Below are 25,932 nucleotides of genomic sequence, written 5' to 3' on the forward strand. Positions count from 1 at the left end.
TCCTCACCCCACCGGCTCGATGACGTCGGCCAGCAGCCGGCGCAGCCGGGCCACCCCGCGCGCGGCGTGGGACCGGGCCGTGCCCACCGGGCAGCCCAGCGCCTCGGCGACCTGCCGGTCGGGCAGGTCCTGGTAGTAGCGCAGCACCACGGCGGCCCGCTGGCGCGGGGGCAGTTCGGCGAGCGCCGCCTCCAACCGGGACCGTTCGGCGACGGTCGCCGACAGGTCCCCGGCCGCCGCCGTCTCCGGCAGCTCCTCCACGGGCCGCTCGCCCCACCAGCGACGGCGGGCCGAGCGGGCCGCGGCCCGCGCGAGCACCTTGCGCACATAGGCCTCCGGTGCCTCGTCGGCGACCTTCGGCCAGACGAACCACAGCTTGACCAAGGACTCCTGCAACAGGTCCTCGGCCCGGTGCCGGTCGCCCCCGGTGAGCAGACGGGCCAGATGGAACAACACCGACCAGCGGGCCGCCACGAACGCGTCGTACTCACCGGCCCTGGCCTGCTCCATCCCCACGGTCCCCGTTCTCGCCGGCTGTCCACACCAGGAGAAAGGCCCTGGACCCCCGCCCGCGCTGCACTCGACGGGCGTGATCCGCGTCACGCACAGCCGGCACACAGGCCCCGCGCAGTGTCACACAGGCCCCTGACCGGCTCGGAACCGTGCCCTCGGGACGGCTCAGGCGCCCCGCAATGCCACGGAGTGGTCGGCCCGGCTCACGCGACCCGCAGCAGCAGGACCGTCCGTTCCGGCACCGTGATCCGCGTGCCCGCCCGGTGGACGGTGCCCGGCGCGCCGGCCTGCTCCTCCGCCGAGGTGTCCACGACCACCTCGTACCGGTCCGCCCACGGCGGCCCCGGCAGCACGAACCCGGTGGGCCGTCCGCCCGCGTGCAGCACGGCGAGGAAGCTGTCGTCGACCACCGGCGCGCCCCGCTCGTCCCGGCCCGGGATGTCCCGCCCGGACAGATACATGGCGAGCGTGGAGGCGGGCGCGTACCAGTCGCCCTCGGTCATCTCCGTGCCCCGCGGGGTGAACCAGGCCAGGTCCCGCAGTCCGTCCGCGGTCTGCGCGCGGCCGGAGAAGAAGGCCCGCCGGCGCAGCACCGGGTGCCGGTGGCGCAGCGCGATCAGCCGCGCGGTCAGCTCCGACAGGGCCCGCCAGCCGGGCTCCTCGAGCAGCGACCAGTCCACCCAGCCGATCTCGTTGTCCTGGCAGTAGGCGTTGTTGTTGCCGCGCTGGGTGCGGCCGAACTCGTCGCCCGCGACCAGCATGGGCACGCCGGTGGACAGCAGCAGGGTGGTGAGCAGGTTGCGCAGCTGCCGGCGGCGCAGCGCCCGTACGCCCTCGTCGTCGCTCTCGCCCTCCGCCCCGCAGTTCCAGGAGCGGTTGTCGTCGGTGCCGTCCCGGTTGTCCTCGCCGTTGGCCTCGTTGTGCTTGGTCTGGTACGACACCAGGTCGCGCAGGGTGAAGCCGTCGTGCGCGGTGACGAAGTTGACCGAGGCGTAGGGGCGCCGGCCGCCCCAGGCGTACAGGTCGCTGGAGCCGGACAGCCGGTAGCCCATCTCCCGTACGTCGGGCAGCGCGCCCCGCCAGAAGTCCCGCACGGCGTTGCGGTAGCGGTCGTTCCACTCGGTCCACAGCGGCGGGAAGGCGCCCACCTGGTAGCCGCCGGAGCCGATGTCCCAGGGTTCGGCGATCAGCTTCACCCGGCGCAGCACCGGGTCCTGGGCGATCACCGCCAGGAACGGCGAGAGCATGTCGACGTCGTGCATGGAGCGGGCCAGCGCCGCCGCCAGGTCGAAGCGGAAGCCGTCCACGCCCATCTCGGTCACCCAGTAGCGCAGCGAGTCGGTGATCAGCCGCAGCACCTGCGGCTGGACGACGTGCAGGGTGTTGCCGCAGCCGGTGTAGTCGGCGTAGCGGCGGGCGTCGTCCTGGAGCCGGTAGTAGCCGCGGTTGTCGATGCCCTTCAGGGACAGCGTCGGGCCCAGTTCGCCCGCCTCCGCGGTGTGGTTGTAGACCACGTCGAGGATGACCTCGATGCCGGCCGCGTGCAGCGCGCGCACCATCCGCTTGAACTCGCCGACCTGACCGCCCGTCGTGCCGGAGGCGGCGTAGCCGGCGTGCGGGGCGAAGTAGCCGATGGAGTTGTAGCCCCAGTAGTTGGTCAGGCCCCGGCGCAGCAGGTGGTCCTCGTGCGCGAACTGGTGCACCGGCAGCAGCTCCACGGCCGTGACGCCCAGCCTCACCAGGTGCTCGACCGCGGCCGGGTGGGCGAGCCCCGCGTAGGTGCCGCGCAGCTCCTCGGGGATGCCCGGGTGGAGCTTGGTGAAGCCGCGCACGTGCAGTTCGTAGATCACCGAGTCGGCCCACGGCGTCTTGGGGCGGCGGTCGTCGGACCAGTCGTCGTCATCGTGCACGACGACCCCCTTCGGGACGTACGGCGCCGAGTCCCGCTCGTCGCGCACGGTGTCGGCCACCGACTGGTCCGGCCAGTCCCGCACGTGCCCGTACACCTCCGGCGGCAGCGCGAACTCGCCGTCCACCGCCCGCGCGTACGGGTCGAGCAGCAGCTTGGCCGGGTTCCAGCGGGCGCCGGTCCACGGGTCCCAGCGGCCGTCGACCCGGTAGCCGTACCGCTGCCCGGGCATCACCCCCGGCACGAAGCCGTGCCATATCTCGTGCGTCAGCTCGGTCAGCGGGATCCGGGTCTCCCGCCCGGCCTCGTCGAACAGGCACACCCGGACCGCCTCCGCGCCCGCCGCCCACAGCGCGAAGTTGGTGCCGGCCACCCCGTCCGGGCCGGTCCGGAACCGGGCCCCCAGCGGGGTGGGCGTACCCGGCCACACGACCGGGGCGGGCGGTACCGGCCGCCGGGCGCCGTCCACCGCCGACGGTTGCCCGCTCCCGGCGGCCGGCTCCCCGGCCGGTGCCCGCTGCTCGGCTGCGCTCGTCACTGTCGGCCCCTCTTCCCGGCGGCTCGTCCGTGGCCCGGACGCGGGCGCCGGGGTGTCCGCCCGCGTCCGCGGCTCCCCGTCGTGCCCGTCCTTCCCTCTGTTCTGCCCAGCGGGTGGCTCGCACTCACGTTTCCCCGGGGCGTGCCCGGTCGTTGGGACCCGTGTGAGGCACGCAACTGGACGCGCACGGCGCGCGGGGGCCGCGCTGGCCGCCGTACTGACATGGGCGGGGCTGCTCGCGGGCTGCTCCGCCGACGGCCCGGGACCGCTGGGCATGGGCGGGACACGGGGGGATTCCCCGGCCCCCGAGGACGTCATCCGGGTGACCCCCGCCGACGGGAGCCGGGCCGTACGCCCGGACGAGCGGCTGCGGATCCAGGTGCCCGGCGGGCGCCTGGAGAAGGTGACGGTCGTCAAGGAGCAGGACGCGCGGGTGGAGCCGGTGCCCGGGCGGATCGGCGCCGACGGGGTGACCTGGCGCCCCGACGAGGCACGGCTGGCGCTCGCCGCCCGGTACACCGTCGACGTGGTGGCGCTGGACGCCCGGGGCCACCGCTCGGCCCGGCACACCGCCTTCACCACCCACGTCCCCGACGAACGGTTCATCGCCTACGTCACCCCGGAGAACCGTGCCACCGTCGGCACCGGGATGATCGTCTCGCTCTCCTTCAGCCGGGAGATCACCGACCGGGCCGCCGTCGAGCGCGCCGTGAAGGTCACCGCCCGGCCGCCGGTCGAGATCCGCCCGCACTGGTTCGGCAAGGACCGTCTGGACTTCCGCCCGGAGCGGTACTGGAAGCCCGGCACCGAGGTCACCGTGGACCTCGGCCTGCGCGACGTGGAGGGCGCTCGGGGCGTGTACGGCCTCCAGGACAAGACGGTGACCTTCACCGTCGGCCGCGGCCAGGTCTCCGTGGTCGACGCGGCCCGGCACATGATGGAGGTGCGGCGCGACGGGGTGCTGCTGGCCACCGTCCCCATCACCGCGGGCGCCCCCCAACACCCCACCTACAACGGCAGGATGGTGGTGATGGACATGCTGGAGGTCACCCGCATGAACAGCCGCACGGTCGGCTTCGGCGGCGAGTACGACATCCCCGACGTCCCGCACGCCATGAAGCTCACCGACTCCGGCACCTTCCTGCACGGCAACTACTGGGCCCCGGACGCCCCCGGGACGGTGAACGTCAGCCACGGCTGCGTCGGCCTGCGGGACGTCAAGGGCGGTGGTTCGGACACCCCGGCGGGCTGGTTCTTCGACCGCAGCCTCGTCGGCGACGTCATCGAGGTCGTCCACAGCAAGGACAAGACGGTCGCCCCGGACAACGGCCTCGGCGGCTGGAACATGGACTGGAAGGACTGGACGGCGGGCACCGCGGTGAAGTGACGGCCGGTGAGGGGGGGCACCCGGCGGCCGAGGTGCAGGTCACGGGGGAAAATCGCGACGGAACGGTGACGTTCGCCCCGCGCCCGGCGCGCATCCAGGCAGTTAATATGCGCGCACATAAGTGGTGGGGAGCGGGCCGGGGACGACCTGGTCCGGCGAGGGGAGAACAACTTGAACATGCGGCCTGTAGCGGGGGCGTCGACTCGGGGGCGGCGGGGCCGTAGGGGACTGGTGCTGATAGCCGGGGCCCTGGTGCTGTCGCTCGCCGCGTGCGGCGGAGGCGGAGACTCCGGGGCCGGTTCCGGCAAGGGGAAGGGCGCGGGGGACGGGAAGGAGGCGCAGTCCACGGCCGCGGTGAGCATCGCGCCCAAGGCCGGCGCCACCGGCGTGGACACCAGCGGTGCCCTCAAGGTCGGCGTCACCCAGGGCAAGCTGACCGAGGTCACCGTCAAGGACGAGAAGGGCACGAGGGTCGAGGGCGCCATCGGCGCGGGCGGCGCGACCTGGACGCCGTCGACCCATCTGGCCGCCGGCACCAAGTACTCGGTGCACGCGGTCGCCGAGGACTCCGCGGGCCGCCGGGCCGCCGAGGACTCCACGTTCACCACGCTGACCCCGAAGAACACCTTCATGGGCTACTTCACGCCCGAGGACGGCTCCACCGTCGGCGTCGGCATGCCGTTCTCCATACGCTTCACCCGGGGCATCACGCACCCCGAGGACGTCGAGAAGGCCATCCGCGTCAAGACCGAGCCCGCCGTGGAGGTCGAGGGCCACTGGTTCGGCAACGACCGCCTGGACTTCCGCCCCGAGAAGTACTGGAAGCCCGGCACCAAGGTCACCGTCGACCTCTACCTGGACGGCGTCGAGGGCCGCGACGGCGTCTACGGCAAGCAGCGCAAGACCGTGAGGTTCACCATCGGCCGCAACCAGGTCTCCATCGTGGACGCGGCCAAGCACACGATGAAGGTCACCCAGGACGGCAAGGTCGTCAAGACCATCCCGGTCACCACCGGCAAGCCCGGCTACGACACCTGGAACGGCCAGATGGTCATGAGCGAGAAGCTCACCGTCACCCGCATGAACGGCGAGACCGTCGGCTACGGCGGCGAGTACGACATCAAGGACGTCCCGCACGCCATCCGCCTGACCACCTCCGGCACCTTCCTGCATGGCAACTACTGGGGCGGCGGCGCCTTCGGCAACTACAACGCCAGCCACGGCTGCGTGGGCCTGCGCGACGTGCGCGGCGGCTACGACAGCTCCGTCCCGGCGGCCTGGTTCTTCAACCACTCGATCGTCGGTGACGTGGTGATCGTCAAGAACTCCCACGACCGCACGGTGGCCCCGGACAACGGCCTCAACGGCTGGAACATGTCCTGGGCGGAATGGAAGAAGTGACCTTCGACCGACCCGACGGGCCCGGTGCTGTGACCTACGGCACCGGGCCCGTCCCCGTTAGTGCCCGTTAACCTGACCCCCATGACCGTCACTCTCGAAGTCGCCGAAGGCGTCGGCACCCTGCGGCTGGACCGGCCGCCGATGAACGCGCTGGACATCGCCACCCAGGACCGGCTGAAGGAACTGGCCGAAGACGCCGGCCGCCGGGACGAGGTACGCGCCGTGGTCGTCTACGGCGGCGAGCGGGTGTTCGCGGCGGGCGCGGACATCAAGGAGATGCAGGACATGGACCACGCCGGGATGATCCGGCGCGCCCGTGCCCTCCAGGACGCCTTCACCGCCGTCGCCCGCATCCCCAAGCCCGTCGTCGCCGCCGTCACCGGCTACGCGCTCGGCGGCGGCTGCGAACTGGCCCTGTGCGCGGACTACCGCATCGCCGCCGACAACGCCAAGCTCGGCCAGCCCGAGATCCTGCTCGGGCTGATCCCGGGCGCCGGCGGCACCCAGCGGCTGCCCCGGCTGATCGGCCCCTCCCGGGCCAAGGACCTCATCTTCACGGGCCGTCAGGTGGGGGCCGAGGAGGCCCTGGCGATCGGCCTGGTGGACCGGGTCGTCCCGGCCGCCGAAGTGTACGAGCAGGCGCACGCCTGGGCCGCCCGGCTCGCCAAGGGCCCGGCGATCGCGCTGCGCGCGGCCAAGGAGTCGGTCGACACCGGCCTGGAGACCGACATCGACACCGGGCTCGCCGTGGAACGGAACTGGTTCGCGGGCCTGTTCGCCACCGAGGACCGCGAGCGGGGCATGCGCAGCTTCGTGGAGGAGGGGCCCGGCAAGGCGAAGTTCGTCTGACGGATCGGTGAACGGCCGGTGGTCCGGGCGTGTCCCGCTCCGCCGGCCCCGCCCGGGCCGCCGTCAGCTGACGCGTTGTCTGATTCCCGAGTCCCCCGTTGGGGCGGTTTGTGGGAGCCTTGGGGCAGCCCTGGAACCGTGCCGCCGAGGGAGTCCGACGCTTGCCGGAAAGTGAGCCGTCGCCGCAGGTCAGCGGGGCCCTGTCGGACCTTTCCATGCCACCGGCATATGCTCCCGGCCAGGGCCGGATCGATGATGCCCGGCGGGGGTATTCCTTCGGAACGCCCCCCAAGACGGCTCCGGACGGCCATCATGGGGGCATGGCGGGGCTGGAGGGCAACGAACAGCCGCGGGGACACGGCCGCGCAGCCGCGGCACGCTGGTCGCCCGCGGTCACGGACGAACAAGCGCTCAAAGCGATCGAACTGTTCGGTGACCCGACGGAGGCGGAGGTCCCGCTGCCGTCCCGCCCGGAATCCGCGGCCAGCGCCCGCCGGCTCGCACAGGTCGTGGTCCTCGACACCTGGCGGCTCAGCCCCCGACTGGCCGAGGACGCCGTACTGCTGGTGTCGGAACTCGTCGGCAACGCCGTACGGCACACCGGCGCCCGACTCTTCGGCCTGCGCATGCGGCGCCGCCCCGGCTGGATCCGGGTGGAGGTCCGCGACCCCTCGCGCGCCCTGCCCTGTCTGATGCCGGTCCAGGAGACCGATGTCAGCGGACGCGGACTGTTCCTCGTGGACAAGCTGTCCGACCGGTGGGGCGTGGACCTGCTGCCACGCGGCAAGACCACGTGGTTCGAGATGCGCGTCGCCGACCGGTAGCCGCCGACGGCGAGCGCACCGCTTCCCGGGCCGACGGCCAGGCACCGCGGCTGCCCGGCCGCTACGGCTCCGAGCCGAACACCGTCGAACCCCGCACCGGCGCCGAGCCGACTGCCATCGATCCCGGCACCGGCACCGGCATGAATGCCCGCGCCCTTCGCGCTGGCGCTGAGCTGACGGCTGTTGATCCCCGGCCCCGGCGCTGAGCCGAACGCCGTCGGCCGTGGTGCCGGCGCTGAGCCGAACGCCGTGGGCCCCGGCGCTGAGCCGAATGCTCGCGATCCCCGTACTGGCGTCGAGCCGGATGCCGTCGATCCTCGTACCGGCGTGGAGCCGAGCGCCGTCGGCCCTCGCACCGGCGTGGAGCCGGATGCCGTCGAACCCCGCACGGGGGCCGAGCCGAGCCCCCGTGTCCTTCGCACCGGCACCGGTCTGAATGCCCGCGCCCTCCGCACCGGCGCTGAGCCAACGTCCGTTGATCCCCGGCGCCGGGGACGAGCCGAGCGCCCGCGAGCTCCGTACCGGTGCCGAATTGGCCCGCGTCCAGGCCGGCGACGGCCCGCTCGGACTTATGACCAGCGTGAGGGAACCATCGCGTGGGCCGGGCCGCCCACCCCCGGCCTACCCGGTCACACCGGCGCCCCGCGCTGAAGCAGCAGCTCCGCGCCCACCGGCCGGTATCCCGCCGCCTGGAACACCCGCAGAGCACGGGCGTTGCCCGGGGCGACCTGCGCCCACAGCGGCTCCCCGGCCAGCTGCCGGGCGGCGGTCACCAGCAGCCGCCCCAGCCCCCGGTGCCGGGCGCCGGCGTCCACCTCGACCGACACCTCCAGCCGCCCGGCGACCCCGCGCCCCAGCGTCAGCACCCCGCCGTCGGCGGCCCAGGCCCGCACCCCGTCCCGGCGCCGGCGGGCATAGGCGACCCGGGGATGCTCCGGGTGCTCGATCTCGCGCAGCGCGCACGGCGGCTCGCCCGGCAGCGGGTCGCCCACCAGCAACGCGTCGATCGTCTCGGCCGTGCGCCCGGTCCGGTCCAGCAGGGCCGTCAGGAAGCGCGGGCTCATCGACGCGGCCAGCGGGTCGGAGTCCACCGAACGCAGGGTCTCGTACACCCAGTCCGGGTCCTCGTCGGTGAAGACGACCGTGTGCGCGGTGAAGGACAGCACTCCGGCGTCCCGGGGCGAGGGCTGCGGCAGCACCGTCGTGGCGCCGTCCGCCGGCGGGAAGCGGCCCGCCGCCGCCGCGTCGAGAATGTCCCGCAGAGTCTCCACGTCCCCGTCCTCCCTTGAGTCTCCACCCACTGGAAGGCCCAGACTCCCAGACATGAACGACGACGGCACCAGGCTGTTCACCATCGGCGAGCTGGCCGGGGCCACCGGGCTGAGCGTGCGCACCATCCGCTTCTGGTCCGACGAGGGCGTGCTCGCCCCGGCGGCCCGCTCCTCCGGGGGCTACCGGCTCTACGACACCGCGAGCGCGGCCCGGCTGGAGCTGATCCGCACCCTGCGCGAACTCGGGCTCGGCCTGGAGGAGGTGCGCACGGTGCTGGCCGGTGAGCGGACCGTGGCGGAGGTCGCGGCCACGCACGTGGCGGCGCTGGACGCGCGGATCCGGGCGCTGAAGGTGACCCGCGCGGTGCTGTCGACCGTGGCCCGAAGGGGCGCCGAGGCAGAGGAGATGACACTCGTGAACAAGCTCGCGCGGCTGTCCGCCGCCGAACGGCAGCGGATCATGGAGGAGTTCGTGGCGGAGACGCTGCACGGACTGGACACCGTGGACCCCGACATCCAGGAGCGGATCCGGCGCACCGCCGTCGACCTGGCGGAGGACCCCACACCCGAGGAGGTCGACGCCTGGGTGGAGCTGGCCGAGCTGCTCCAGGACCCGGGGTTCCGGGCGCAGATGCGCCGGGCCGTCGAGTTCAACGCGGCCGACCGGCGGCCCGGCGAGCCGGGCGGGCGGTCCCTGTGGTTCGCCAAGCGGCTCGTGGAACTGGTGGCTCCGGCCCGGGAGCGCGGCATCGAGCCCACGGGCCCCGGTGCCGAGGAGGTGCTGGACGACCTGTTCGGCGACGCCGACCGGGCCGACGTCCTGGAGCGCATGACGGCCGGCTTCGACGAGCGTGTGGCCCGCTACCGGGAACTGCTCGCCGTGGTGAACCGGCAGCCCGCCCCGCCGCACGCCGAGGACTTCGCGTGGGTGGTCGCCGCACTGCGCGCTCGTGCGGGCCGTTAATCTGACCAGCGTCAGTACGCCAGTACGGCATAAGAAACACGAGCAAAAGGGGCGGATCGGTGGCGGACATCGAGGAAGCACGCAAGCAGTTCCAGCGGATGGACGCGGATGGTGACGGATACATCACCGCCGCGGAGTTCAAGTCCGCCCTGGCGCAGCAGGGGGACTGGAACGTCACCGAGGCGGTCGCGGAGGCCATCATCAAGTCCCGCGACCTCGACGGCGACAAGGTCCTGTCGTTCGACGAGTTCTGGGCCTACCTGAACAAGTGACCACTGGACGGCAGGGGGTGCCCGTCCCGGACGGAACAGGCGCCCCCTTCGTCACCCCGTCACCGCGTGCGCCTGATCCGCACGCTCCAGCGGCCCTCGTGCCGCTGGAGCGTCAGCGGCAGCCCGAAGCACGCGCCGACCCGGTCGCCGGTGAGCACCGAGCCCACCGGACCCGAGGCCAGCACCCGCCCCCCGCGCAGCAGCACGGCGTGCGTGGTGTTCGCCGGCAACTCCTCCAGATGGTGCGTGACCAGCACCGTCGCCAGCTCCGGACGCTCCGCCCGCACCTTCTCCAGGGCCTCGATGAGCAGCTCCCGGCCGGGCAGGTCCAGGCCGGTCGCCGGTTCGTCCAGGAGCAGCAGCCGCGGTTCGGGCATCAGCGCCCGCGCGATCAGCGTCCGGCCGCGCTGCCCCTGCGACAGCGTGGGCCACCGCGCGTCCCGCAGCGCGCCCAGTCCGAGTGTGGCCAGCAACGCCTCGGCCCGCTCCCGCTGTTCGGGGGCCGGCCGCCACCGGGGAACCGGCTCGACCGTGTTCGTCACCCCGGTCAGCACCACGTCCCGTACCCGCAGCGGCGAGGTCAGCGGATGGCGCGGGTCGACATGTCCGACCAGCGTCCGCAGCTGCCGCAGATCCACCCGGCCCAGCCGGTGCCCGAGCACCTCCACCGTGCCCCGGGTCGGATGCACCACCGCGCCGAGCAGCCCGAGCAGCGTGGACTTGCCCGCTCCGTTGGGGCCGAGCAGCGCCCAGTGCTCACCGGCCCGCACGGTCAGCGACACCTCCTGGAGCAGGGGCCGCCCGTCCCGGACGACATGGACGTCCTCGGCGCGCAGTACCTCCCTCACCGCACCGCCCGGTTCACCGCGGACAGCACCGCCCGCACCGTGGCCGACGGTCCCGTGCCCGCGCCCCACGCCGTGACCCCGTCGACCCGGCACCGGGCGAAGGCCGCCGCCGGGCCCTGGGCGAAGTCCAGGATCTCCACCGTCACACCGGCCCCTGCCAGCGCGTCGGCGAACGCGGTCGCCACACCGGCGCCGGTGCCCTCGTGGTCGCCGACGCGGCCGCCGGCCTCCAGCGTGCCCACGAAGCGGTGGACGCCGGGTGCCTCCTCGTGCGCGGTCCAGGCGTGCAGCCGTACCGCGCCCTCGCTCAGGTAGGCCGTCCGGAACAGCTCGTACAGCTCCTTGGGCGTGGCCTCCCGCCCGCTGTCGTCCGTCGCCTCCTGCACGATCCGCGCGAACTCCGGCCGCATGTCCGGCGGCAGGTCGATCCCCGCGTACCGGTTCAGCAGATACGCCATCCCGCCCTTGCCGGACTGGGAGTTGACGCGGATCACCGCCTCGTAGGACCGCCCGAGGTCGGCCGGGTCGACGGGCAGGTACGGCACCTCCCACGGCGCCTCCCGCTCGCTCAGCCCCGCCTCGGCCGCCCGCCGGGCGTGGTGGGCCAGCCCCTTGCTGATGGCGTCCTGGTGGGTGCCGGAGAAGGCGGTGTGGACCAGCTCGCCGGCGTACGGGTGCCGGGGGTGCACGGGCAGCCGGTTGCAGTGCTCCACCGTCTCCCGTACGGCGTCGATGTCGCCGAAGTCCACCATGGGGTCGACGCCCTGGGCGTAGAGGTTGAGGGCGAGGGTCACCAGGTCGACGTTGCCGGTGCGCTCGCCGTTGCCGAAGAGGCAGCCCTCCACCCGCTGCGCCCCGGCCAGCACGGCGAGTTCGGCGCAGGCCACCCCAGTACCGCGGTCGTTGTGCGGATGGACGGAGAGGATGACGGACGTTCGGCGGGACAGGTTGCGGTGGATGTACTCGATCTGGTCGGCGTAGACGTTCGGGGTGGCGATCTCCACCGTGGCCGGCAGATTGTGGATCACCGGCCGGTCAGGGCTCGCGTCCCACAACTCCGTGAGCCCGTCGCACAGTTCGAGCACGAAGTCGGGCTCGGTGAGGTTGAAGGTCTCGGGGGAGAACTGGAAGCGGACGCCGGGGGTGTCGCCGGCCCGCCGGGCCATGTGCCCGGCCGCCTCCCGCACCGTCCGCCACACCTCGTCCCGGCCCCGCCCGAGCACCACGTCCCGCCACACCGGCGAGGTCGCGATGTACAGGTGCACGACCGCCCGGGGCAGCCCGGCGATCGCGTCGAAGGTCCGGTCGATCAGGTCGGTCCGGGCGGGCGTGAACACCACGGGCGTCACATCGTCCGGTACGGCCCCCTCCGTCACGAGGTGCCGTACGAAGTCGAAGTCCGTGCGGCTCGCGGAGGGGTAGCCGACCTCGATCTCCTTGAAGCCCCGCGCCACCAGCAGATCGAAGAAGCGGCGCTTGCGGGGGGTGTCCATCGGTTCGGCGAGCGCCTGGTTGCCGTCGCGCAGGTCGACGGGGACCCACAGCGGGGCGCGCTCGACACGGGCGGAGGGCCAGCGGCGGTCCCCGGCGGGGACGTGTACACGGTCCTGGTAGGGGCGGTAGCGGTGGTACGGCATGCGGCTGGGCCGCTGCGGATTCCAGACGGGAGGTGCGGTGGTCATCGTCGGCTGTGGCCTTCGGCTCGGTCGGACGGTGACCGGCAGCGCGGAGCCCCGCGGCGGGGCGCCGGTCGCGTCAGACCCCGCCGCGGCAGCCGAGAAGAAGCAGACCGCGGAACATGCGGGGTACGCTAGCGACTCCTCAGCTCCTCAGACAAGTGAGAATCGATGCGCAAGCCCCCTACCCCCCGGACAAGTTGGTGACGTCGATGCCGCTCGGTGCCCTCCGGCCCAGCCCGTTGGTCGAACAGGCGGCGCAGCGCCTGCGCGAACAGATCGCCGCCGGACACTGGCCGGTCGGCGGCAAGCTGCCAGGGGAGACCACGCTGGCCAAGGAGCTGGGGGTGGGCCGCTCCACGGTCCGCGAGGCCCTGCGCGCCCTCGCCGGCGCGGGGCTGGTCCGGGCCCGGCACGGCGCCGGCGTCTTCGTCACCGCCACCGAGCCCGCCGAGGACTGGCCGGCCCGGCTGCGCCGGGCCGCGGTCACCGACGTGTACGAGGTCCGCATGGGCGTCGAGGTCCAGGCCGCCCGGCTCGCCGCCCGCCGCCGCACCCCCGAGGACATCACCGCGCTGCGGGCCGCGGTGCAGGGCCGCCGCGCGGCCGCCACCGCCGACGACACGGCCTTCGTGGAGGCCGACATCGCCCTGCACGCGGCCGTGGTCACCGCCGCCCACAACCCGGTCCTGTCCGACCTGTTCACCGAGTTCGTCCCCGTCCTGCGCGAGGGCCTGATCGCCGTCCTGGACCTCACCAGCCTCCGCGAGACCGACCCCGGCACCGGGGACCACACCCACACGGGCCTGGTCGAGGCCGTCGTCGCCGGCGACCCGGAGACGGCGGCGGCCATCCTGCAGACGGAACTGGAGTCGACGCTCGCCCTGTTGCGGGCGGGGTGCGAGGAACATCCGTAGCCGGTACGGGCCGGCTCACCCCGCCGCCGCCCGGCGGTACCGGCCCGGGGACACCCCGAACTCCCGCTTGAACGCCTTGGCGAAGGCGAACTCCGAGGTATAGCCGGTCCGTTCGGCGACCTCGCGCAGGGACAGGCCCTCGCCGCGCAGCAGCCGGTCCGCCGTGGTCATCCGCCACCAGGTCAGATACGTCAGCGGCGGCTCGCCCACCAGCTCCGTGAACCTGCGGGCGAACGCCGCCCGGGAAAGCCCGCCTTCCACGCCCAGCCGGGCCACCGTCCAGGGGCGGGCCGGGTCGGCGTGGATCGCGCGCAGCGCCGCCGCGACCGCCGGGTCGGCCAGCGCCGCCGCCCAGCCCCGGGCCCGGCCCGCCGCGTGTTCGCTCTCCCACCAGGCCCGCAGGATGTACAGCAGCAGGGTGTCCAGCAGGGAGGTGACGATCGCGTCGGTGCCCGGCCGCTGCTCCTCCAGCTCCATCCCGAGCAGTTCCACCGCCGCCCGCAGCGAGCGGTGCCCGCCCACCCGGGCGGGCAGGTGCACCACCTCGGGCAGCTCCGCCAGCAGCCGGTGCGAGCGGTCCCGGTCCAGGTGGTACGTCCCGCACAGGGTGATGGTGTCCGGGCAGCCCTCGCTCGCCGGCTCGGGCGGACCGTCCCAGGTGCCGTCGGGCAGCAGCCGCGCGTCCCGCAGCGGCACGTCGAGACCGCTCGCCAGCCCGTGCCCCTGCCCGTGCGCGAGGAAGACGACATCGCCCGGCGCCAGCGCCACCGGCTCGGCGTCCCGGGGGAGCAGCCAGGCCGAGCCGCGCAGGATCACATGGAACCCGGCCTGGTCGGAGTCGCCCCAGCGCAGTCCCCAGGGCGCGTACTTGTAGCGGCGCGCGGAGTGCGGCCGGCCGGTGCGCATGGCGGCGACGACATCGCTCAGCACGTCCATGCGGCGACCCTAGCCGTCGGCGGTCCACCGGGGAAAGACGATCGGACAGAAAACCGAGACCGAGGGACATGGAACGTCTCCACAGGCCGCCGTAGCGTCGACGACATGCCAACTACTGCGCGTTCAGTGCTGTTTCACGAAATCGGCGGCCCCGACGTCTTCACCGTCGAGGAGACCGTCCTGCCCGATCCCGGCCCGGACGAGGTCCTGGTGCGCGTCGAGGCGCTCGGCCTCAACCGCGCCGAGGCGATGCTCCGTTCCGGCACGTACTTCTACCAGCCGACGCTGCCCGGCTCCCGCAACGGCTACGAGGCGGCCGGCGTGGTGACGGCGGCCGGGGCGGAGGTGACCGCGTTCGCCCCGGGCGACCTCGTGCTGTCGGCGGCCAACTTCCACCTCTGCGCCCACGGCGTGTACGGCGACCACGTGCTGCTGCCGCAGTCCGCTCTGGTGCCCCGCCCGGCCGGCCTCGACGCGGTCACCGCCGCGGCCGTCTGGCTCACCTACACCACGGCCTACGGCGCCCTGGTCGAGCGGGGCCGGCTGGCGGCCGGCCGGCGGGTGCTGATCACCGGGGCGTCCAGCGGCGTCGGCACCGCCGCGATCCAGGTGGCCCGGCGGGCCGGGGCGGTGCCGATCGCCACCACCCGCACCGAGGCCAAGCGGCAGGCGCTGCTCGACCTCGGCGCCGAGCACGTCATCGTGACCGGGAGCGAGGAGGTCACCAAGGAGACCCGGCGGCTGACCGGCGGCCGGGGTGCCGACCTCGTCCTGGACGCGATCGGCGGCCCCTACCTGCGGGAACTGGGCGCGGCGGCGGCCGAGGACGCCCTGCTGATCAGCTACGGCTGGCTGTCCGAACGCCCCACGGAACTGCCCATGCAGTGGCCGCTGACCGTCCACGGCTACAGCAACCTCGCCCTCACCGGCACCCCGGAAGGCCGCGACCGCGCCGTCCACTACCTCGCCTCGGGCCTGGCCGACGGCTCCCTCCGCCCGGTGATCGGGGAGGTCTTCGACGGCCTGGAGCGCATGGCGGACGCCCACCGGCTGATGGATTCCAACACCCACACGGGCAAGATCGTCGTACGGGTCTGAGACACCCGATGGTCCGGCAGTCGACGCCCCCCGGGGGCCGGCTGCCGGAATAGGTGGGCCGCCCGCGCGGTTGACCGGGACGACAGAAGCATGCACGTGCATCAATAGGCGGAAGGCCGGCCATGAAGATCGGCATCATCGGCGCGGGAAACATCGGCGGCAACCTCACCCGGCGGCTCGCCGCCCTCGGCCACGACGTCTCCGTCGCCAATTCCCGCGGCCCCGAGACGCTGAAGGACCTGGCGCAGGAGACCGGCGCCACCCCGGTGCGCGCCGAGGACGCGGCCGAGGGCGCCGAGGTCGTCATCGTCACCGTCCCCCTGAAGGCGGTCCCCGACCTGCCCGCGGGTCTGCTGGACGGGGCGGCCGAGGGGGTCGCGGTGATCGACACGAACAACTACTACCCCAAGCGGCGCGACGGCCGGATCGACGCCATCGAGGACGGGGGCCTGACCGAGAGCCGCTGGGTCGGGCAGCACCTCGGCCACCCCGTGATCAAGGCGTTCAACGGCACCTACGCCCAGGACATCCTGGAGCGCCCGCTGCCCGCCGGTCACCCCGACCGCATGGCGCTGCCCGTCGCCGGGGACGACGAGGCCGCCAAGGCGAAGGTGCGCGCCCTGATCGACGAACTCGGCTTCGACACGGTCGACGCCGGCGGCATCGACGACTCCTGGCGCCAGCAGCCGAACACCCCGGTCTACGGCCTGCGGGCCGGCGTGGACGCGGTACGGGAGGCGCTGCGGAAGGCGTCCCCGGAGCGCCCGGCGGACTTCCGGTACTGAGAGGTACCAGCGGTACCGGGAGGTACCGGGAAAGCCCGCCGCCCGGCAGCTAGGGCGTGGCCCAGTCGCGCAGGTCGTCCCTGTCCGCGAAATGGGCCACGTTCTTGTCGTGGGGCTCGCTGGTGTACTGGTGGAACCGCCACTTGGCCTTGATCCGGGGCTTGCCCGCGGCGACGTAGTCGGCGATCCACAGCCCGTCCCCGGCGTGGGACGTGGTGTCGATGTTCAGCCAGAAGTGGCGGTTGCAGTAGAGCACGACCCGGTTGTCCGGCCGCATCTCCTTCAGCTTGCGGATGAAGCGGTCCTTCTCCGCGTTGCTCGCGTGGGTCCCCTCACCGGTGTTCTCCCAGTCGACGGCGAGGACGTCGCCGGGGCGGTCGGGGGCGTGCCGCAGGAAGTACTCGGCCTGGGCGGTGATGTGGCCCGGCCACAGGAAGTGGTAGAAGCCGACGACCAGGCCCGCGTCGCGCCCCCGCTTGGTCTGGGCCGCGAGCCTGGGATTGACGTACGAACGGCCCTCCGTCGCCTTGATGAAGACGAAGGAGAGGCCGTCCGTGGCATAGGAGGACTGGAAGGCGCTGACGTCGATGCCATGGAGCATGCAGGGGTTGTGCCCGGTGCGCCCGTGGCCGGAACATTCAGCCCCGGGTCGTCACCGAACCGAGTACGGACGCGGACTTCGCCGACCAGTCCGAAGTGATCAGGCTGGCATGGCCCTTGGCCAACAGTGCCAGCCGGGCGGCGACTTCGGCGTCCGTGGGGTCGGTGGAGGAGATCGCCGGGGACACGTTGTGGGCGTCGGTGGCGATCAGGATGTAGTGGTTCGCGGAGTAGAACGACGTGTCGTAGCCGTTGTTGACGTAGGTCGCCGCGTCACCGTCGAAGAAGACGAACCAGGGGCGGATCGAGGCGTCGTAGCGGCTGGTGCGCGGGTCGCCGTTCTCGGCGCCCAACACCGCGGGGAAGGCCTGGGCAGCGGAGATGTTCCCGGCCGCGGACAGGTCGCGCAGGTGGTCGCCGTACTCCTCGTCCGTCCAGTAGCTGTCGAACGGGTTGGCCTGCTCCACCGTGCCGGGGATCAGATCGAAGAGGAACTTGCCCTTCAGCGAGTCCCGGGCCGGCCAGGCGTCGGCCTTCGCCGCCGCGTCCAGCGTGGCGTACGTGCCGCCGAGCAGATCCGCCGGTTTGTAGACATCGCCGCCCAGCTTCTGTGCGACGAGCGTGTCGAACTCGTCCGGGCCCATGCCCGCCTTGTCGTTGAAGCCGACCTTCATCTCCACCTTGACGACGATCGGCGGATGGTCGGGGTGGAGCCGGTTCCAGGCGGCCATGTTGTCCAGACAGCTGCCGAGGTCCTGGTTACGGCTCTTGCTGTACAGCTCGCTCGGCGTCTTGGCGGCCTCGCAGTTGTTGTCGTTGCCCAGCGGGTTGCTGTGGCTGACCCGCCAGCGGTGGCTGATGCTGTCGACGTACACGTCCAGCTCCAGCAGCGAGGCCCCGGAGTCCAGCGCCTGTGCCAAGTACGGGTACTTGTCCTTCTCGTACGCGTTGTGCGTGCCGATGGCCGTCGTCTGGGAGAACTTCGGTGACGCCGCCTGGGCGTTCACCGGCGCCGCCGCCAGTACCGCGGCGGCCCCCGCGAGCGCCACCATCCCTCTCACCCCACGCATGTCCGAACTCCCTTTCGCCGACGCCGAGTTGGCGGCAGCCTAGGGCTGATCGGTTACCGCGTGGTAGCCCCTGGGGGAACATCGGCCTCCGTACCCGGCGAGCGCCACCACAGGCTGGCCGTCCCGTCGGCCCCGACGGTGGCCACCAGGCGGGCGTCCGGACTGAAGGCGAGCGCGGTGACGCGCTCGGTCCGGTCACCGAGCGGACGGCCCAGCGGGCGGGGACGCGCGCGGTCGGTGACGTCCCACAGCCGCACGGTCCGCGCGGAGTCGACGGTCGCCAGCAGCCGGGCGTCGGGACTGAAGGCGAGCGAGGTCGTGCGCCCCTTTGGGCCGCCGAAGGCGGGACCCGCCGCCTCGGGGTGCCGGGGATCCGACACGTCCCACAACCGCACCGACCCCTCGGCGCCGGCGACGGCGAGGGTGCGGCCGTCGGCGGAGAACTGGGCGGCGGCGACCGCCTGGCGCAGCCGGCTCAGGGTGGTCAGCCGCAGCGGCCGTCCCGCGTCCAGGCGCAGCTCCGCCAGCCGGGCGGAGCCGGTCGTGCCCGAGTCGGCGAAGACGACCCGGTCCCGGCCCGCCGCCACCGCCTTCACCTCCATCGGGGCACCGTCGACGGACCACCGGGTCACCCCCGAGCCGACGGCGAGCGCCCGCACGTCGGCCCCTCCGGCCGCCACCAGCGTGCGGCCGTCCGGACTCGTCGTGACGGCCGTCACCCGGCGCACGCCCGGCGGGACCGGGACCCGCTCGGGATGTCCGGGATCCGCCACGTCCCAGGTGCTGGCCGAGGACCGGGTGACCGTCACCAGCAGCCGGCCGTCCGGGGTGAACGCCAGCGCCTCGGCCCGCCCGCGCGGACCGAGCCGGCCGGCGGCGGTCAGGCTCCAGTGCTCCGGGCCGGGCGCCCGGACCTGCCCCGGCGCCACCCCCCGCCAGGGGCCGGGCAGCACCGCGGCGGCCGTCAGGCACGTCAGGGCGATCAGCCAGGCGGTGAGCAGCCCCGGGAACCACCGGCCCCGCCACCCCGGCCGGTGCCGGGCCGGCACCGGCGCCGCCGCCACCGGCACCGGGCGCGTCCCCAGGGCGGCGATCAGCCGCATGCCGGGGCCCGCGTGCCGCACCGGCGGAAAGTCGGCAGGGCGTACGGCCAGCGCCAGCACCAAACGGCCGAGCGCGCTGTCAGCTCGCAGCACTGGACCCCCTCGGCTGCGACAGCGCCTCTTCGGCATCCGCGCCGGCCTGCCGGGCGGTGGGCAGCGGGGGCTCGGGCTGCTGACCCGCGCCCGCGCCGGTGATCGGGATCGCCTGGAAGAACTTCGCCACGACCAGCGGCGTGGTCACCCCCACGGCGAACGCGGCGGTCGCGTTCGGCAGCTGACCGGAGTTCCCCAGCGCCGCAGTGAGACCGAACCCGGCGAACAGCCGCAGCCCGATGGCCACCAGCATCACCGGCCGGTCGGCGCGGGTGCGCCAGGGCCAACGCCACCGGCTGCGCGGACCCGTGGGACGCATCAGCGCCGAGAGGTTGAGCGCTTCGGCCACACTGCTGCCGAGCAGTCCCCACAGCGCGGGGTACAGGTCGATCACGCCACCGATGGTAGCGATGAGTGACGCGAAAAAAGCTATTTGTGACGGTGTGGTCGGAAATCGTACCGGTTCAGCACTCGATGATGTTCACCGCCAGGCCGCCCCGGGCCGTTTCCTTGTACTTCACGCTCATGTCGGCGCCGGTGTCCTTCATGGTCTTGATGACCTTGTCCAGGGACACCTTGTGGGAGCCGTCGCCGCGCATCGCCATCTTCGCGGCCGTGACCGCCTTCACCGCGGCCATGCCGTTGCGCTCGATGCACGGGATCTGGACCAGGCCGCCGACCGGGTCGCAGGTCAGGCCCAGGTTGTGCTCCATGCCGATCTCGGCCGCGTTCTCCACCTGCTCGGGGGAGCCGCCGAGCACCTCGGCGAGCGCGCCCGCCGCCATGGAGCAGGCGGAGCCCACCTCGCCCTGGCAGCCGACCTCGGCGCCGGAGATGGAGGCGTTCTCCTTGAAGAGCATGCCGATCGCGCCGGCGGCGAGCAGGAAGCGGACCACGCCGTCCTCGTCCGCGCCCGGCACGAAGTTGATGTAGTAGTGCAGGACCGCCGGGATGATGCCGGCCGCGCCGTTGGTGGGGGCCGTCACCACCCGGCCGCCGGCCGCGTTCTCCTCGTTCACCGCCATGGCGTAGAGCGTGATCCACTCCATGGCGTGCGCCAGCGGGTCGCCCTCGGCGCGCAGCTGGCGGGCCGAGACGGCCGCGCGGCGGCGCACCTTCAGTCCGCCGGGGAGGATGCCCTCGCGGGACATGCCGCGCTGGACGCACTCGCGCATCACCCGCCAGATCTCCAGCAGGCCCGCGCGGATCTCCTCCTCGGTGCGCCAGGCCCGCTCGTTCTCCAGCATCAGCGAGGAGATCGACAGGCCCGTCTCCTTCGTCAGGCGCAGCAGCTCGTCACCCGTGCGGAACGGGTACTTCAGGACCGTGTCGTCCAGCACGATCCGGTCCGCGCCCACCGCGTCCTCGTCCACCACGAAACCGCCGCCGACCGAGTAGTACGTCTTCGTCAGCAGCTCGGCGCCCGAGGCGTCGTACGCCCACAGGGTCATGCCGTTCGCGTGGTACGGCAGCGCCTTGCGGCGGTGCAGGACCAGGTCGTCGTCGTAGGAGAACGGGATCTCGTGCTCGCCGAGCAGCGCTATCCGGCCCGCCTGCCGGATCTTGTCCACCCGCTCGTCGGCCGTCTCCACGTCCACCGTGCGCGGCGAGGCGCCCTCCAGGCCCAGCAGCACCGCCTTCGGGGTGCCGTGGCCGTGGCCGGTCGCGCCGAGCGAGCCGTACAGCTCGCAGCGCAGGGAGGCGACGGAGCCGAGCAGGTCCTCGTTGCGCAGCCGGCGGGCGAACATGCGCGCCGCGCGCATCGGGCCGACCGTGTGGGAGCTGGACGGGCCGATGCCGATCGAGAACAGGTCGAAGACCGAGATGGCCACGGAGGACTCCTCAATACGGGGGTGGTGCGAAAGGGTCGGTACAGGGGCGCGGGCACCGCGCACGCCGGTACTCCCAGTGTGCGCGGTGCCCCGCGAAACGTGACTTACTTGCTCAGACCCGGGTACAGCGGGTGCTTGTCGGCGAGCGCCTTGACGCGCGCCTTGAGCGCCTCGGCGTCGTACGACGGCTTCAGCGTCTCGGCGATCACGTCCGCGACCTCGGCGAAGTCCTCGGCCGCGAAACCGCGCGTGGCCAGCGCCGGGGTGCCGATGCGCAGACCCGAGGTGACCATCGGCGGGCGCGGGTCGTTCGGGACGGCGTTGCGGTTGACCGTGATGCCGACCTCGTGCAGCCGGTCCTCGGCCTGCTGCCCGTCCAGCTCGCTCTCGCGCAGGTCCACCAGGATCAGGTGCACGTCCGTGCCGCCGGACAGCACGTTCACCCCGGCCTCGCGCACATCGGCGGCGGTCAGCCGCTCGGCGAGGATGCGGGCACCCTCCACCGTACGGCGCTGGCGTTCCTTGAAGTCCTCGCCCGCCGCGACCTTGAAGGACACCGCCTTGGCCGCGATCACGTGCTCCAGCGGACCGCCCTGGAAGCCCGGGAAGACGGAGGAGTTCAGCTTCTTCGCGAAGTCCTTCTTCGCGAGGATGATGCCGCCGCGCGGGCCGCCGAGCGTCTTGTGGGTCGTGGAGGTGACCACGTCGGCGTACTCCACCGGGTTCGGGTGCAGACCGGCGGCGACCAGGCCGGCGAAGTGCGCCATGTCGACCCACAGGTACGCGCCGGTCTCGTCGGCGATCCGGCGGAACTCGGCGAAGTCCAGCTGCCGGGGGTACGCCGACCAGCCCGCGATGATCACCTTCGGGCGGTGCTCCTTGGCGAGCCGCTCCACCTCGGCCATGTCGACCAGGCCGGACTCGGCGTCCACGTGGTAGGCGACCACGTTGAACTGCTTGCCGGAGAAGTTCAGCCGCATGCCGTGGGTCAGGTGGCCGCCGTGCGCCAGGTCCAGACCGAGGATGGTGTCCCCGGGCTGGGCCAGCGCGAACAGGGCCGCCTGGTTCGCGGAGGCGCCGGAGTGGGGCTGCACATTGGCGTACTCGGCGCCGAACAGCTCCTTGACCCGGTCGATGGCGATCTGCTCGGCCACGTCGACGTGCTCGCAGCCGCCGTAGTAACGACGGCCCGGGTAGCCCTCGGCGTACTTGTTGGTGAGGACCGAACCCTGGGCCTCCATGACCGCGAGCGGCGCGAAGTTCTCGGAGGCGATCATCTCCAGCGTCGACTGCTGGCGGCTCAGCTCGGCGTCGACCGCGGCGGCGATCTCCGGGTCCAGCTCGTGCAGGGGCGTGTTCAGGACAGTCATGGGGCTACGACTCCTCAGCCGGCGGTGAAGGCGGTGTACTCGTCGGCGGAGAGCAGCTCGGCCGGCTCCTGCGAGACGCGTACCTTGAACAGCCAGCCGCCCTCGAAGGGGGCCGAGTTCACCAGCGACGGGTCGTTGACGACGTCCTCGTTGACCTCGGTGACCTCACCGGTGACCGGCGAGTACAGGTCGGAGACCGACTTCGTGGACTCCAGCTCGCCGCAGGACTCGCCCGCGGTCACCGTGGAGCCGGCCTCGGGGAGCTGGACGAAGACGACATCGCCGAGCGCGTTGGCCGCGTGCTCCGTGATGCCGACCGTCGAGACGCCGCCCTCGGCGTCCGACAGCCACTCGTGCTCCTTGCTGTAGCGCAGCTGCTGGGGGTTGCTCATGGCCTGAATTCTCCTGTACGCGCGGGAGTGATGGTGACGGGGGGACTAAGGAAACCGCTGGTGAGCGGGCGAATGTGTGCAGGCTCACGCGCCGCCCTCGGACCGGTGCCCCGGGCCGGCGCGGGCGCGGGCGGCGGTTACTTCTGGCGCTTGTAGAACGGCAGCGCCACGACCTGGTACGGCTCGTGGGTGCCCCGGATGTCCACGCCGACGCCCTCGGTGCCCGGCGCGGCGTGCGCCGCGTCGACGTAGGCCATGGCGATCGGCTTGCCCAGGGTGGGGGAGGGAGCGCCGGAGGTGACCTCGCCGATCACCTCGCCGCCGGCCACCACGGCGTACCCGGCGCGCGGCACCCGGCGGCCCTCGGCGACCAGCCCGACCAGCACCCGGGGCGGGTTCTGCGCGGCGCGCTCGGCGGCCTCGGCCAGCGCCGCGCGGCCCACGAAGTCGCCCTCCTTGTCGAACTTGACCACACGGCCCAGCCCGGCGTCGAAGGGGGTCAGGGAGGTGCTCAGCTCGTGCCCGTACAGCGGCATGCCCGCCTCCAGGCGCAGCGTGTCCCGGCACGACAGCCCGCACGGGACCAGCCCGACGCCCTCGCCGGCCTCGGTGAGCGCCTGCCACAGGCCGACGGCGTGCTCCGGCTTCACGAACAGCTCGAAGCCGTCCTCGCCGGTGTACCCCGTACGGGCGATCAGCGCCGGGACGCCGGCGACCGTGCCGGGCAGCCCCGCGTAGTACTTCAGGCCGTCCAGGTCGGCGTCGGTCAGGGACTTCAGGATGCCGGGGGACTCCGGGCCCTGCACGGCGATCAGCGCGTAGGCGTCCCGGTCGTCGCGGACCTCGGCGGCGAAGCCGGCCGCGCGCTCGGTGAGGGCGTCCAGCACCACCTGGGCGTTGGAGGCGTTGGCCACGACCATGTACTCGGTCTCGGCCAGCCGGTAGACGATCAGGTCGTCCAGGATGCCGCCGTCGGCCTGGCAGATCATGGTGTAGCGGGCGCGGCCGACGCCGACCGAGGCGATGTTGCCGACCAGGGCGTGGTTCAGGAAGGCGGCGGCCTCGGCGCCGGTCACGGTGATCTCGCCCATGTGGGAGAGGTCGAACAGACCGGCCCGGGTGCGCACGGCGATGTGCTCGTCGCGCTCGGAGCCGTAGCGCAGGGGCATGTCCCAGCCGGCGAAGTCGGTCATCGTCGCGCCCAGCGAGCGGTGCACGGCGTCGAGCGCGGTATGACGGGGTTCGGTACTGCTCATCGGTCGGTCGTCTCCCAGGGCAAAGGACGGGCGAGGAACGTTCCTCCCCATCTGTCATCGGAACCTGAGAGGTTCGCCGCCACCGCCACGGGGACGATCACGGCTTGCACCTTGGGTGGAGCCGCCGGCGACGGCGGCCCGCTTTTCAGATGTGCCTCGCCCGCGCGGTAACGGGGCCTGAGAGATTCAAGGGAGGGACTTGCTCCTTCGGCGCCCCAGGCGGCCCCGAGGGGGGCCCGGGGACTCTCCCGCGCGGATTCAAACGGCCGGTATGCAGTTGGCGGGCTCATCATTGCACGCCGCACCCCGGCCATCCAGAGCCCGCCGGTTGTGACCGACCTGTGGCCGTACGCACACGAACCGCCGACCGTTCTCCATTACCTTCCCTTTACATAGAACGGGCATGGGATTGACCGAGCCCTCGGGAGGACGATCACGGTGAACAGGACCTCGGCCTACGCCGCCCACGCCGGCCTCGCGGTGCCGGGACAGCCCTCCGCGGGGGTTCGCGAGCGCGGCGCGGACCGCCCCGCGCCGGTCGTCCGCGATCTGCGCGACCGGGGCGGCCGCAGCCCGCACGCCCTGCTCTTCGGCCCCCGGGACCTGGTGGTCGTCACCGGTCTGCCCGGCAGCGGCAAGTCCACCCTGATGCACCGCGCGGTCACCGGCCGCCGCGTCGACTCCCAGGACACCCGGGACCGCTGGCAGGCCCGCGTCCCCGGCTTCCTGCCGTACGCGCTCTACCGCCCCCTGGTCCGCCTCGCCCACTACGCCGGACTGCGCCGGGCCCTGCGCACCGGGGAGGGGCTCGTCGTGCACGACTGCGGCACCCAGCCGTGGGTGCGCGCCTGGCTGGCCCGCGCGGCCCGGCGCCGGGGCGGCACCCTGCACCTGCTCCTCCTCGACGTCAGCCCCGAGACCGCCCGGCGGGGCCAGCGCGAACGCGGCCGGGGCGTCTCGCGCTACGCCTTCCGCCGGCACCGCCGCGCCACCGCCCGGCTGCTGCGCGCGGTGGAGCGGGGGGAGCTGCCGGCCGGCTGCGGCGGGGCGGTGCTGCTGGACCGGGACGCGGCGGACGTCCTCGCCCGCGTCGGCTTCACTCGGTGAGGCACTGTCACCGCCACCCGCTAGCCTTCATGGTCACAGCAGTGGTTCCCAGCAGGCGGTAGGCACATGGACTTCCCGGCGGACTTCCCGGCACAGGCGCACCCGCACCCGCACGGCGGTTGGCCCGGCAACGAGCTGGAGGAGGTGTTGTCGGCCTCCCTCGGCATCCCCGCGGCGGGCGGCCGGATCGTCGAGGTCCTCGGCCGCAGTTTCCTGTGGATCCCGCTGCCGGGCGGCGGGGGCCCGGACAGCGGCACGCTGGACCTGCCGACGCTCGACATCGACGGCCAGGCGTACGTCCCGGTGTTCAGCTCCGAGGAACAGCTCCGCCAGGTGGCCGGCTCCCACATGGCGTACACCATCGCCCCGGCGGTGGAGTTCGCCCGCGGCCTGCCCCCGCAGGTGGGCATCGCCGTCAACCCCGAGGGCGTGGTCGGCATACCGCTGCCGCCCCAGGCCGTGGCCGAGCTGTGCCGGGTGGGTCGCACCCCGCTGGACGGGCCCAACACGGGCGGCCGGGTCCGCCTCTTCGAGCCCGACTGGCAGGACGACCCGGTGGACTTCCTCGCCGCCGCCTCCGCCGAGTTCACCGAGACCGGCGTGGTCCTCACCGCCCGCCGCTGTCTGGCCGCCGTCGAGACGGCCGACCCGGCGATGTTCGTGGGCGTCGAACTCTCCCAGTGGGAAGGCGACCTGCGCGCCCTCCCTCTCCAGGCCCTCGGCAAGGCCCTCGCCAAGGTCCCCGTCAAGTGGCCGGTCAACCTGGTCCTGCTGGACGTGACGGACGACCCGGTGGCGACATGGCTGAAGACGAACGTCCGCCCGTTCTACACGTACGCCCACTGAAAGCGCCCCGAAGGGGCGCGGGACCGTGTCCGATATGCGGCTCCGCCGCGGGGCGCGACAAGCCACAACGCACCC

General features: G+C 73.0%; 25 protein-coding genes and 2 riboswitches. Of the genes, 11 read left to right on the top strand and 14 right to left on the bottom strand.

Going from position 1 to position 25,932, the window contains the following annotated elements:
* Nucleotides 1–3: 3 nt before the first annotated feature.
* Together IE251_RS33170 and glgX are read right to left on the bottom strand one after the other, a co-directional pair.
* Entirely contained in the window at nucleotides 4–510 is a 507-nt protein-coding gene (locus tag IE251_RS33170) for a SigE family RNA polymerase sigma factor (RefSeq protein ID WP_189756651.1), read from the bottom strand.
* Nucleotides 511–716: 206 nt separating this feature from the next.
* Nucleotides 717–2,960, bottom strand: coding sequence for a glycogen debranching protein GlgX (gene glgX, locus IE251_RS33175; protein WP_189756652.1), 2,244 nt, complete (start codon nucleotides 2,958–2,960; stop codon nucleotides 717–719).
* A 163-nt stretch (nucleotides 2,961–3,123) separates the two neighbouring features.
* Here glgX and IE251_RS33180 point away from each other — a divergent pair, with 163 nt between their 5' ends.
* From IE251_RS33180 to IE251_RS33195, 4 genes are all read left to right on the top strand, one after another.
* Complete coding sequence (locus tag IE251_RS33180; protein ID WP_189756653.1) at nucleotides 3,124–4,347, top strand: L,D-transpeptidase; 1,224 nt, start codon at nucleotides 3,124–3,126, stop codon at nucleotides 4,345–4,347.
* 177 nt (nucleotides 4,348–4,524) lie between these two features.
* Entirely contained in the window at nucleotides 4,525–5,748 is a 1,224-nt protein-coding gene (locus tag IE251_RS33185) for a L,D-transpeptidase (RefSeq protein ID WP_189756654.1), read from the top strand.
* Between the two features lie 81 nt (nucleotides 5,749–5,829).
* Nucleotides 5,830–6,597 (top strand): enoyl-CoA hydratase/isomerase family protein, encoded by a 768-nt coding sequence (locus IE251_RS33190; RefSeq protein ID WP_189756655.1) that lies wholly within the window; start codon nucleotides 5,830–5,832, stop codon nucleotides 6,595–6,597.
* Between the two features lie 215 nt (nucleotides 6,598–6,812).
* Entirely contained in the window at nucleotides 6,813–7,421 is a 609-nt protein-coding gene (locus IE251_RS33195) for an ATP-binding protein (RefSeq protein WP_189756656.1), read from the top strand.
* Between the two features lie 629 nt (nucleotides 7,422–8,050).
* Here the strand turns inward: IE251_RS33195 and IE251_RS33200 are convergent.
* Complete coding sequence (locus IE251_RS33200) at nucleotides 8,051–8,692, bottom strand: GNAT family N-acetyltransferase (RefSeq protein ID WP_189756657.1); 642 nt, start codon at nucleotides 8,690–8,692, stop codon at nucleotides 8,051–8,053.
* Between the two features lie 52 nt (nucleotides 8,693–8,744).
* Between IE251_RS33200 and IE251_RS33205 the strand changes: the two genes are divergently transcribed.
* Nucleotides 8,745–9,656, top strand: coding sequence for a MerR family transcriptional regulator (locus IE251_RS33205; RefSeq protein WP_189756658.1), 912 nt, complete (start codon nucleotides 8,745–8,747; stop codon nucleotides 9,654–9,656).
* A gap of 59 nt (nucleotides 9,657–9,715) precedes the next feature.
* Nucleotides 9,716–9,928 carry an EF-hand domain-containing protein gene (locus IE251_RS33210; protein WP_189756659.1) on the top strand — a complete coding sequence of 71 codons (213 nt, stop codon included), beginning with the start codon at nucleotides 9,716–9,718 and terminating at the stop codon, nucleotides 9,926–9,928.
* A 59-nt stretch (nucleotides 9,929–9,987) separates the two neighbouring features.
* On the opposite strand, the gene IE251_RS33215 is transcribed toward IE251_RS33210, so the two are convergent.
* Together IE251_RS33215 and IE251_RS33220 are read right to left on the bottom strand one after the other, a co-directional pair.
* Entirely contained in the window at nucleotides 9,988–10,776 is a 789-nt protein-coding gene (locus tag IE251_RS33215) for an ABC transporter ATP-binding protein (protein WP_189756660.1), read from the bottom strand.
* Entirely contained in the window at nucleotides 10,773–12,458 is a 1,686-nt protein-coding gene (locus IE251_RS33220) for a 2-isopropylmalate synthase (protein ID WP_189756661.1), read from the bottom strand. The genes IE251_RS33215 and IE251_RS33220 overlap by 4 nt, the downstream gene beginning before the upstream one ends.
* A gap of 206 nt (nucleotides 12,459–12,664) precedes the next feature.
* On the opposite strand from IE251_RS33220, the gene IE251_RS33225 reads away from it, so the two are divergent.
* Nucleotides 12,665–13,369 (top strand): FadR/GntR family transcriptional regulator, encoded by a 705-nt coding sequence (locus tag IE251_RS33225; protein ID WP_189756662.1) that lies wholly within the window; start codon nucleotides 12,665–12,667, stop codon nucleotides 13,367–13,369.
* A gap of 15 nt (nucleotides 13,370–13,384) precedes the next feature.
* On the opposite strand, the gene IE251_RS33230 is transcribed toward IE251_RS33225, so the two are convergent.
* Nucleotides 13,385–14,305: an AraC family transcriptional regulator gene (locus tag IE251_RS33230; RefSeq protein ID WP_189756663.1), complete on the bottom strand. Its 921-nt coding sequence runs from the start codon at nucleotides 14,303–14,305 to the stop codon at nucleotides 13,385–13,387.
* 105 nt (nucleotides 14,306–14,410) lie between these two features.
* On the opposite strand from IE251_RS33230, the gene IE251_RS33235 reads away from it, so the two are divergent.
* Both IE251_RS33235 and IE251_RS33240 read left to right on the top strand, forming a co-directional pair.
* Entirely contained in the window at nucleotides 14,411–15,403 is a 993-nt protein-coding gene (locus IE251_RS33235) for a zinc-dependent alcohol dehydrogenase family protein (RefSeq protein ID WP_189756664.1), read from the top strand.
* A 122-nt stretch (nucleotides 15,404–15,525) separates the two neighbouring features.
* Nucleotides 15,526–16,188: an NADPH-dependent F420 reductase gene (locus tag IE251_RS33240; protein WP_189756665.1), complete on the top strand. Its 663-nt coding sequence runs from the start codon at nucleotides 15,526–15,528 to the stop codon at nucleotides 16,186–16,188.
* Between the two features lie 49 nt (nucleotides 16,189–16,237).
* Here IE251_RS33240 and IE251_RS33245 read toward each other — a convergent pair whose 3' ends face one another.
* The 8 genes from IE251_RS33245 to gcvT form a co-directional block, all read right to left on the bottom strand.
* A complete protein-coding gene (locus IE251_RS33245) occupies nucleotides 16,238–16,789 on the bottom strand; it encodes a GH25 family lysozyme (RefSeq protein ID WP_189756666.1) in 552 nt (183 codons plus the stop codon).
* A 37-nt stretch (nucleotides 16,790–16,826) separates the two neighbouring features.
* The gene (locus IE251_RS33250; protein ID WP_189756667.1) at nucleotides 16,827–17,858 is read right to left on the bottom strand and encodes a phosphatidylinositol-specific phospholipase C domain-containing protein; all 1,032 of its coding nucleotides are present in this window, start codon (nucleotides 17,856–17,858) and stop codon (nucleotides 16,827–16,829) included.
* A 53-nt stretch (nucleotides 17,859–17,911) separates the two neighbouring features.
* Nucleotides 17,912–19,054 carry a WD40 repeat domain-containing protein gene (locus IE251_RS33255; protein ID WP_189756668.1) on the bottom strand — a complete coding sequence of 381 codons (1,143 nt, stop codon included), beginning with the start codon at nucleotides 19,052–19,054 and terminating at the stop codon, nucleotides 17,912–17,914.
* Nucleotides 19,041–19,448, bottom strand: a complete 408-nt coding sequence (locus IE251_RS33260; protein ID WP_189756669.1) for a hypothetical protein — start codon at nucleotides 19,446–19,448, stop codon at nucleotides 19,041–19,043. Before IE251_RS33260 ends, IE251_RS33255 begins: the two co-directional genes overlap by 14 nt.
* Nucleotides 19,449–19,518: 70 nt before the next feature.
* Nucleotides 19,519–20,886 (bottom strand): L-serine ammonia-lyase, encoded by a 1,368-nt coding sequence (locus tag IE251_RS33265; RefSeq protein WP_189756670.1) that lies wholly within the window; start codon nucleotides 20,884–20,886, stop codon nucleotides 19,519–19,521.
* A 104-nt stretch (nucleotides 20,887–20,990) separates the two neighbouring features.
* A complete protein-coding gene (glyA, locus tag IE251_RS33270; RefSeq protein ID WP_189756671.1) occupies nucleotides 20,991–22,256 on the bottom strand; it encodes a serine hydroxymethyltransferase in 1,266 nt (421 codons plus the stop codon).
* 14 nt (nucleotides 22,257–22,270) lie between these two features.
* Entirely contained in the window at nucleotides 22,271–22,648 is a 378-nt protein-coding gene (gcvH, locus tag IE251_RS33275) for a glycine cleavage system protein GcvH (RefSeq protein WP_189756672.1), read from the bottom strand.
* Nucleotides 22,649–22,785: 137 nt separating this feature from the next.
* Nucleotides 22,786–23,904, bottom strand: coding sequence for a glycine cleavage system aminomethyltransferase GcvT (gene gcvT / locus IE251_RS33280; protein WP_189756673.1), 1,119 nt, complete (start codon nucleotides 23,902–23,904; stop codon nucleotides 22,786–22,788).
* Nucleotides 23,905–23,945: 41 nt separating this feature from the next.
* A riboswitch (glycine riboswitch) is annotated at nucleotides 23,946–24,059 on the bottom strand.
* Nucleotides 24,060–24,165: riboswitch (glycine riboswitch) on the bottom strand.
* A 177-nt stretch (nucleotides 24,166–24,342) separates the two neighbouring features.
* Between gcvT and IE251_RS33285 the strand changes: the two genes are divergently transcribed.
* Both IE251_RS33285 and IE251_RS33290 read left to right on the top strand, forming a co-directional pair.
* A complete protein-coding gene (locus IE251_RS33285; RefSeq protein ID WP_189756674.1) occupies nucleotides 24,343–25,011 on the top strand; it encodes an AAA family ATPase in 669 nt (222 codons plus the stop codon).
* Between the two features lie 66 nt (nucleotides 25,012–25,077).
* The gene (locus tag IE251_RS33290) at nucleotides 25,078–25,857 is read left to right on the top strand and encodes an enhanced serine sensitivity protein SseB (protein WP_189756675.1); all 780 of its coding nucleotides are present in this window, start codon (nucleotides 25,078–25,080) and stop codon (nucleotides 25,855–25,857) included.
* Nucleotides 25,858–25,932: the final 75 nt, after the last annotated feature.

Origin of the sequence: Streptomyces eurythermus (assembly GCF_014649115.1) — a bacterium.
In the GTDB taxonomy this organism is placed as follows: Bacteria; Actinomycetota; Actinomycetes; order Streptomycetales; family Streptomycetaceae; genus Streptomyces; species Streptomyces eurythermus.

Coding starts and splice junctions, on each gene's coding strand:
- IE251_RS33225 (WP_189756662.1), top strand. CDS start 12,665: ATGCCGCTCGGTGCCCTCCGGCCCAGCCCGTTGGTCGAACAGGCGGCG.
- glyA (WP_189756671.1), bottom strand. CDS start 22,256: ATGACTGTCCTGAACACGCCCCTGCACGAGCTGGACCCGGAGATCGCC.
- IE251_RS33230 (WP_189756663.1), bottom strand. CDS start 14,305: ATGGACGTGCTGAGCGATGTCGTCGCCGCCATGCGCACCGGCCGGCCG.
- IE251_RS33195 (WP_189756656.1), top strand. CDS start 6,813: ATGCCACCGGCATATGCTCCCGGCCAGGGCCGGATCGATGATGCCCGG.
- IE251_RS33235 (WP_189756664.1), top strand. CDS start 14,411: ATGCCAACTACTGCGCGTTCAGTGCTGTTTCACGAAATCGGCGGCCCC.
- IE251_RS33240 (WP_189756665.1), top strand. CDS start 15,526: ATGAAGATCGGCATCATCGGCGCGGGAAACATCGGCGGCAACCTCACC.
- IE251_RS33220 (WP_189756661.1), bottom strand. CDS start 12,458: ATGACCACCGCACCTCCCGTCTGGAATCCGCAGCGGCCCAGCCGCATG.
- IE251_RS33250 (WP_189756667.1), bottom strand. CDS start 17,858: ATGCGTGGGGTGAGAGGGATGGTGGCGCTCGCGGGGGCCGCCGCGGTA.
- IE251_RS33290 (WP_189756675.1), top strand. CDS start 25,078: ATGGACTTCCCGGCGGACTTCCCGGCACAGGCGCACCCGCACCCGCAC.
- IE251_RS33185 (WP_189756654.1), top strand. CDS start 4,525: ATGCGGCCTGTAGCGGGGGCGTCGACTCGGGGGCGGCGGGGCCGTAGG.
- IE251_RS33205 (WP_189756658.1), top strand. CDS start 8,745: ATGAACGACGACGGCACCAGGCTGTTCACCATCGGCGAGCTGGCCGGG.
- gcvH (WP_189756672.1), bottom strand. CDS start 22,648: ATGAGCAACCCCCAGCAGCTGCGCTACAGCAAGGAGCACGAGTGGCTG.
- IE251_RS33245 (WP_189756666.1), bottom strand. CDS start 16,789: ATGCTCCATGGCATCGACGTCAGCGCCTTCCAGTCCTCCTATGCCACG.
- IE251_RS33190 (WP_189756655.1), top strand. CDS start 5,830: ATGACCGTCACTCTCGAAGTCGCCGAAGGCGTCGGCACCCTGCGGCTG.
- gcvT (WP_189756673.1), bottom strand. CDS start 23,904: ATGAGCAGTACCGAACCCCGTCATACCGCGCTCGACGCCGTGCACCGC.
- IE251_RS33170 (WP_189756651.1), bottom strand. CDS start 510: ATGGAGCAGGCCAGGGCCGGTGAGTACGACGCGTTCGTGGCGGCCCGC.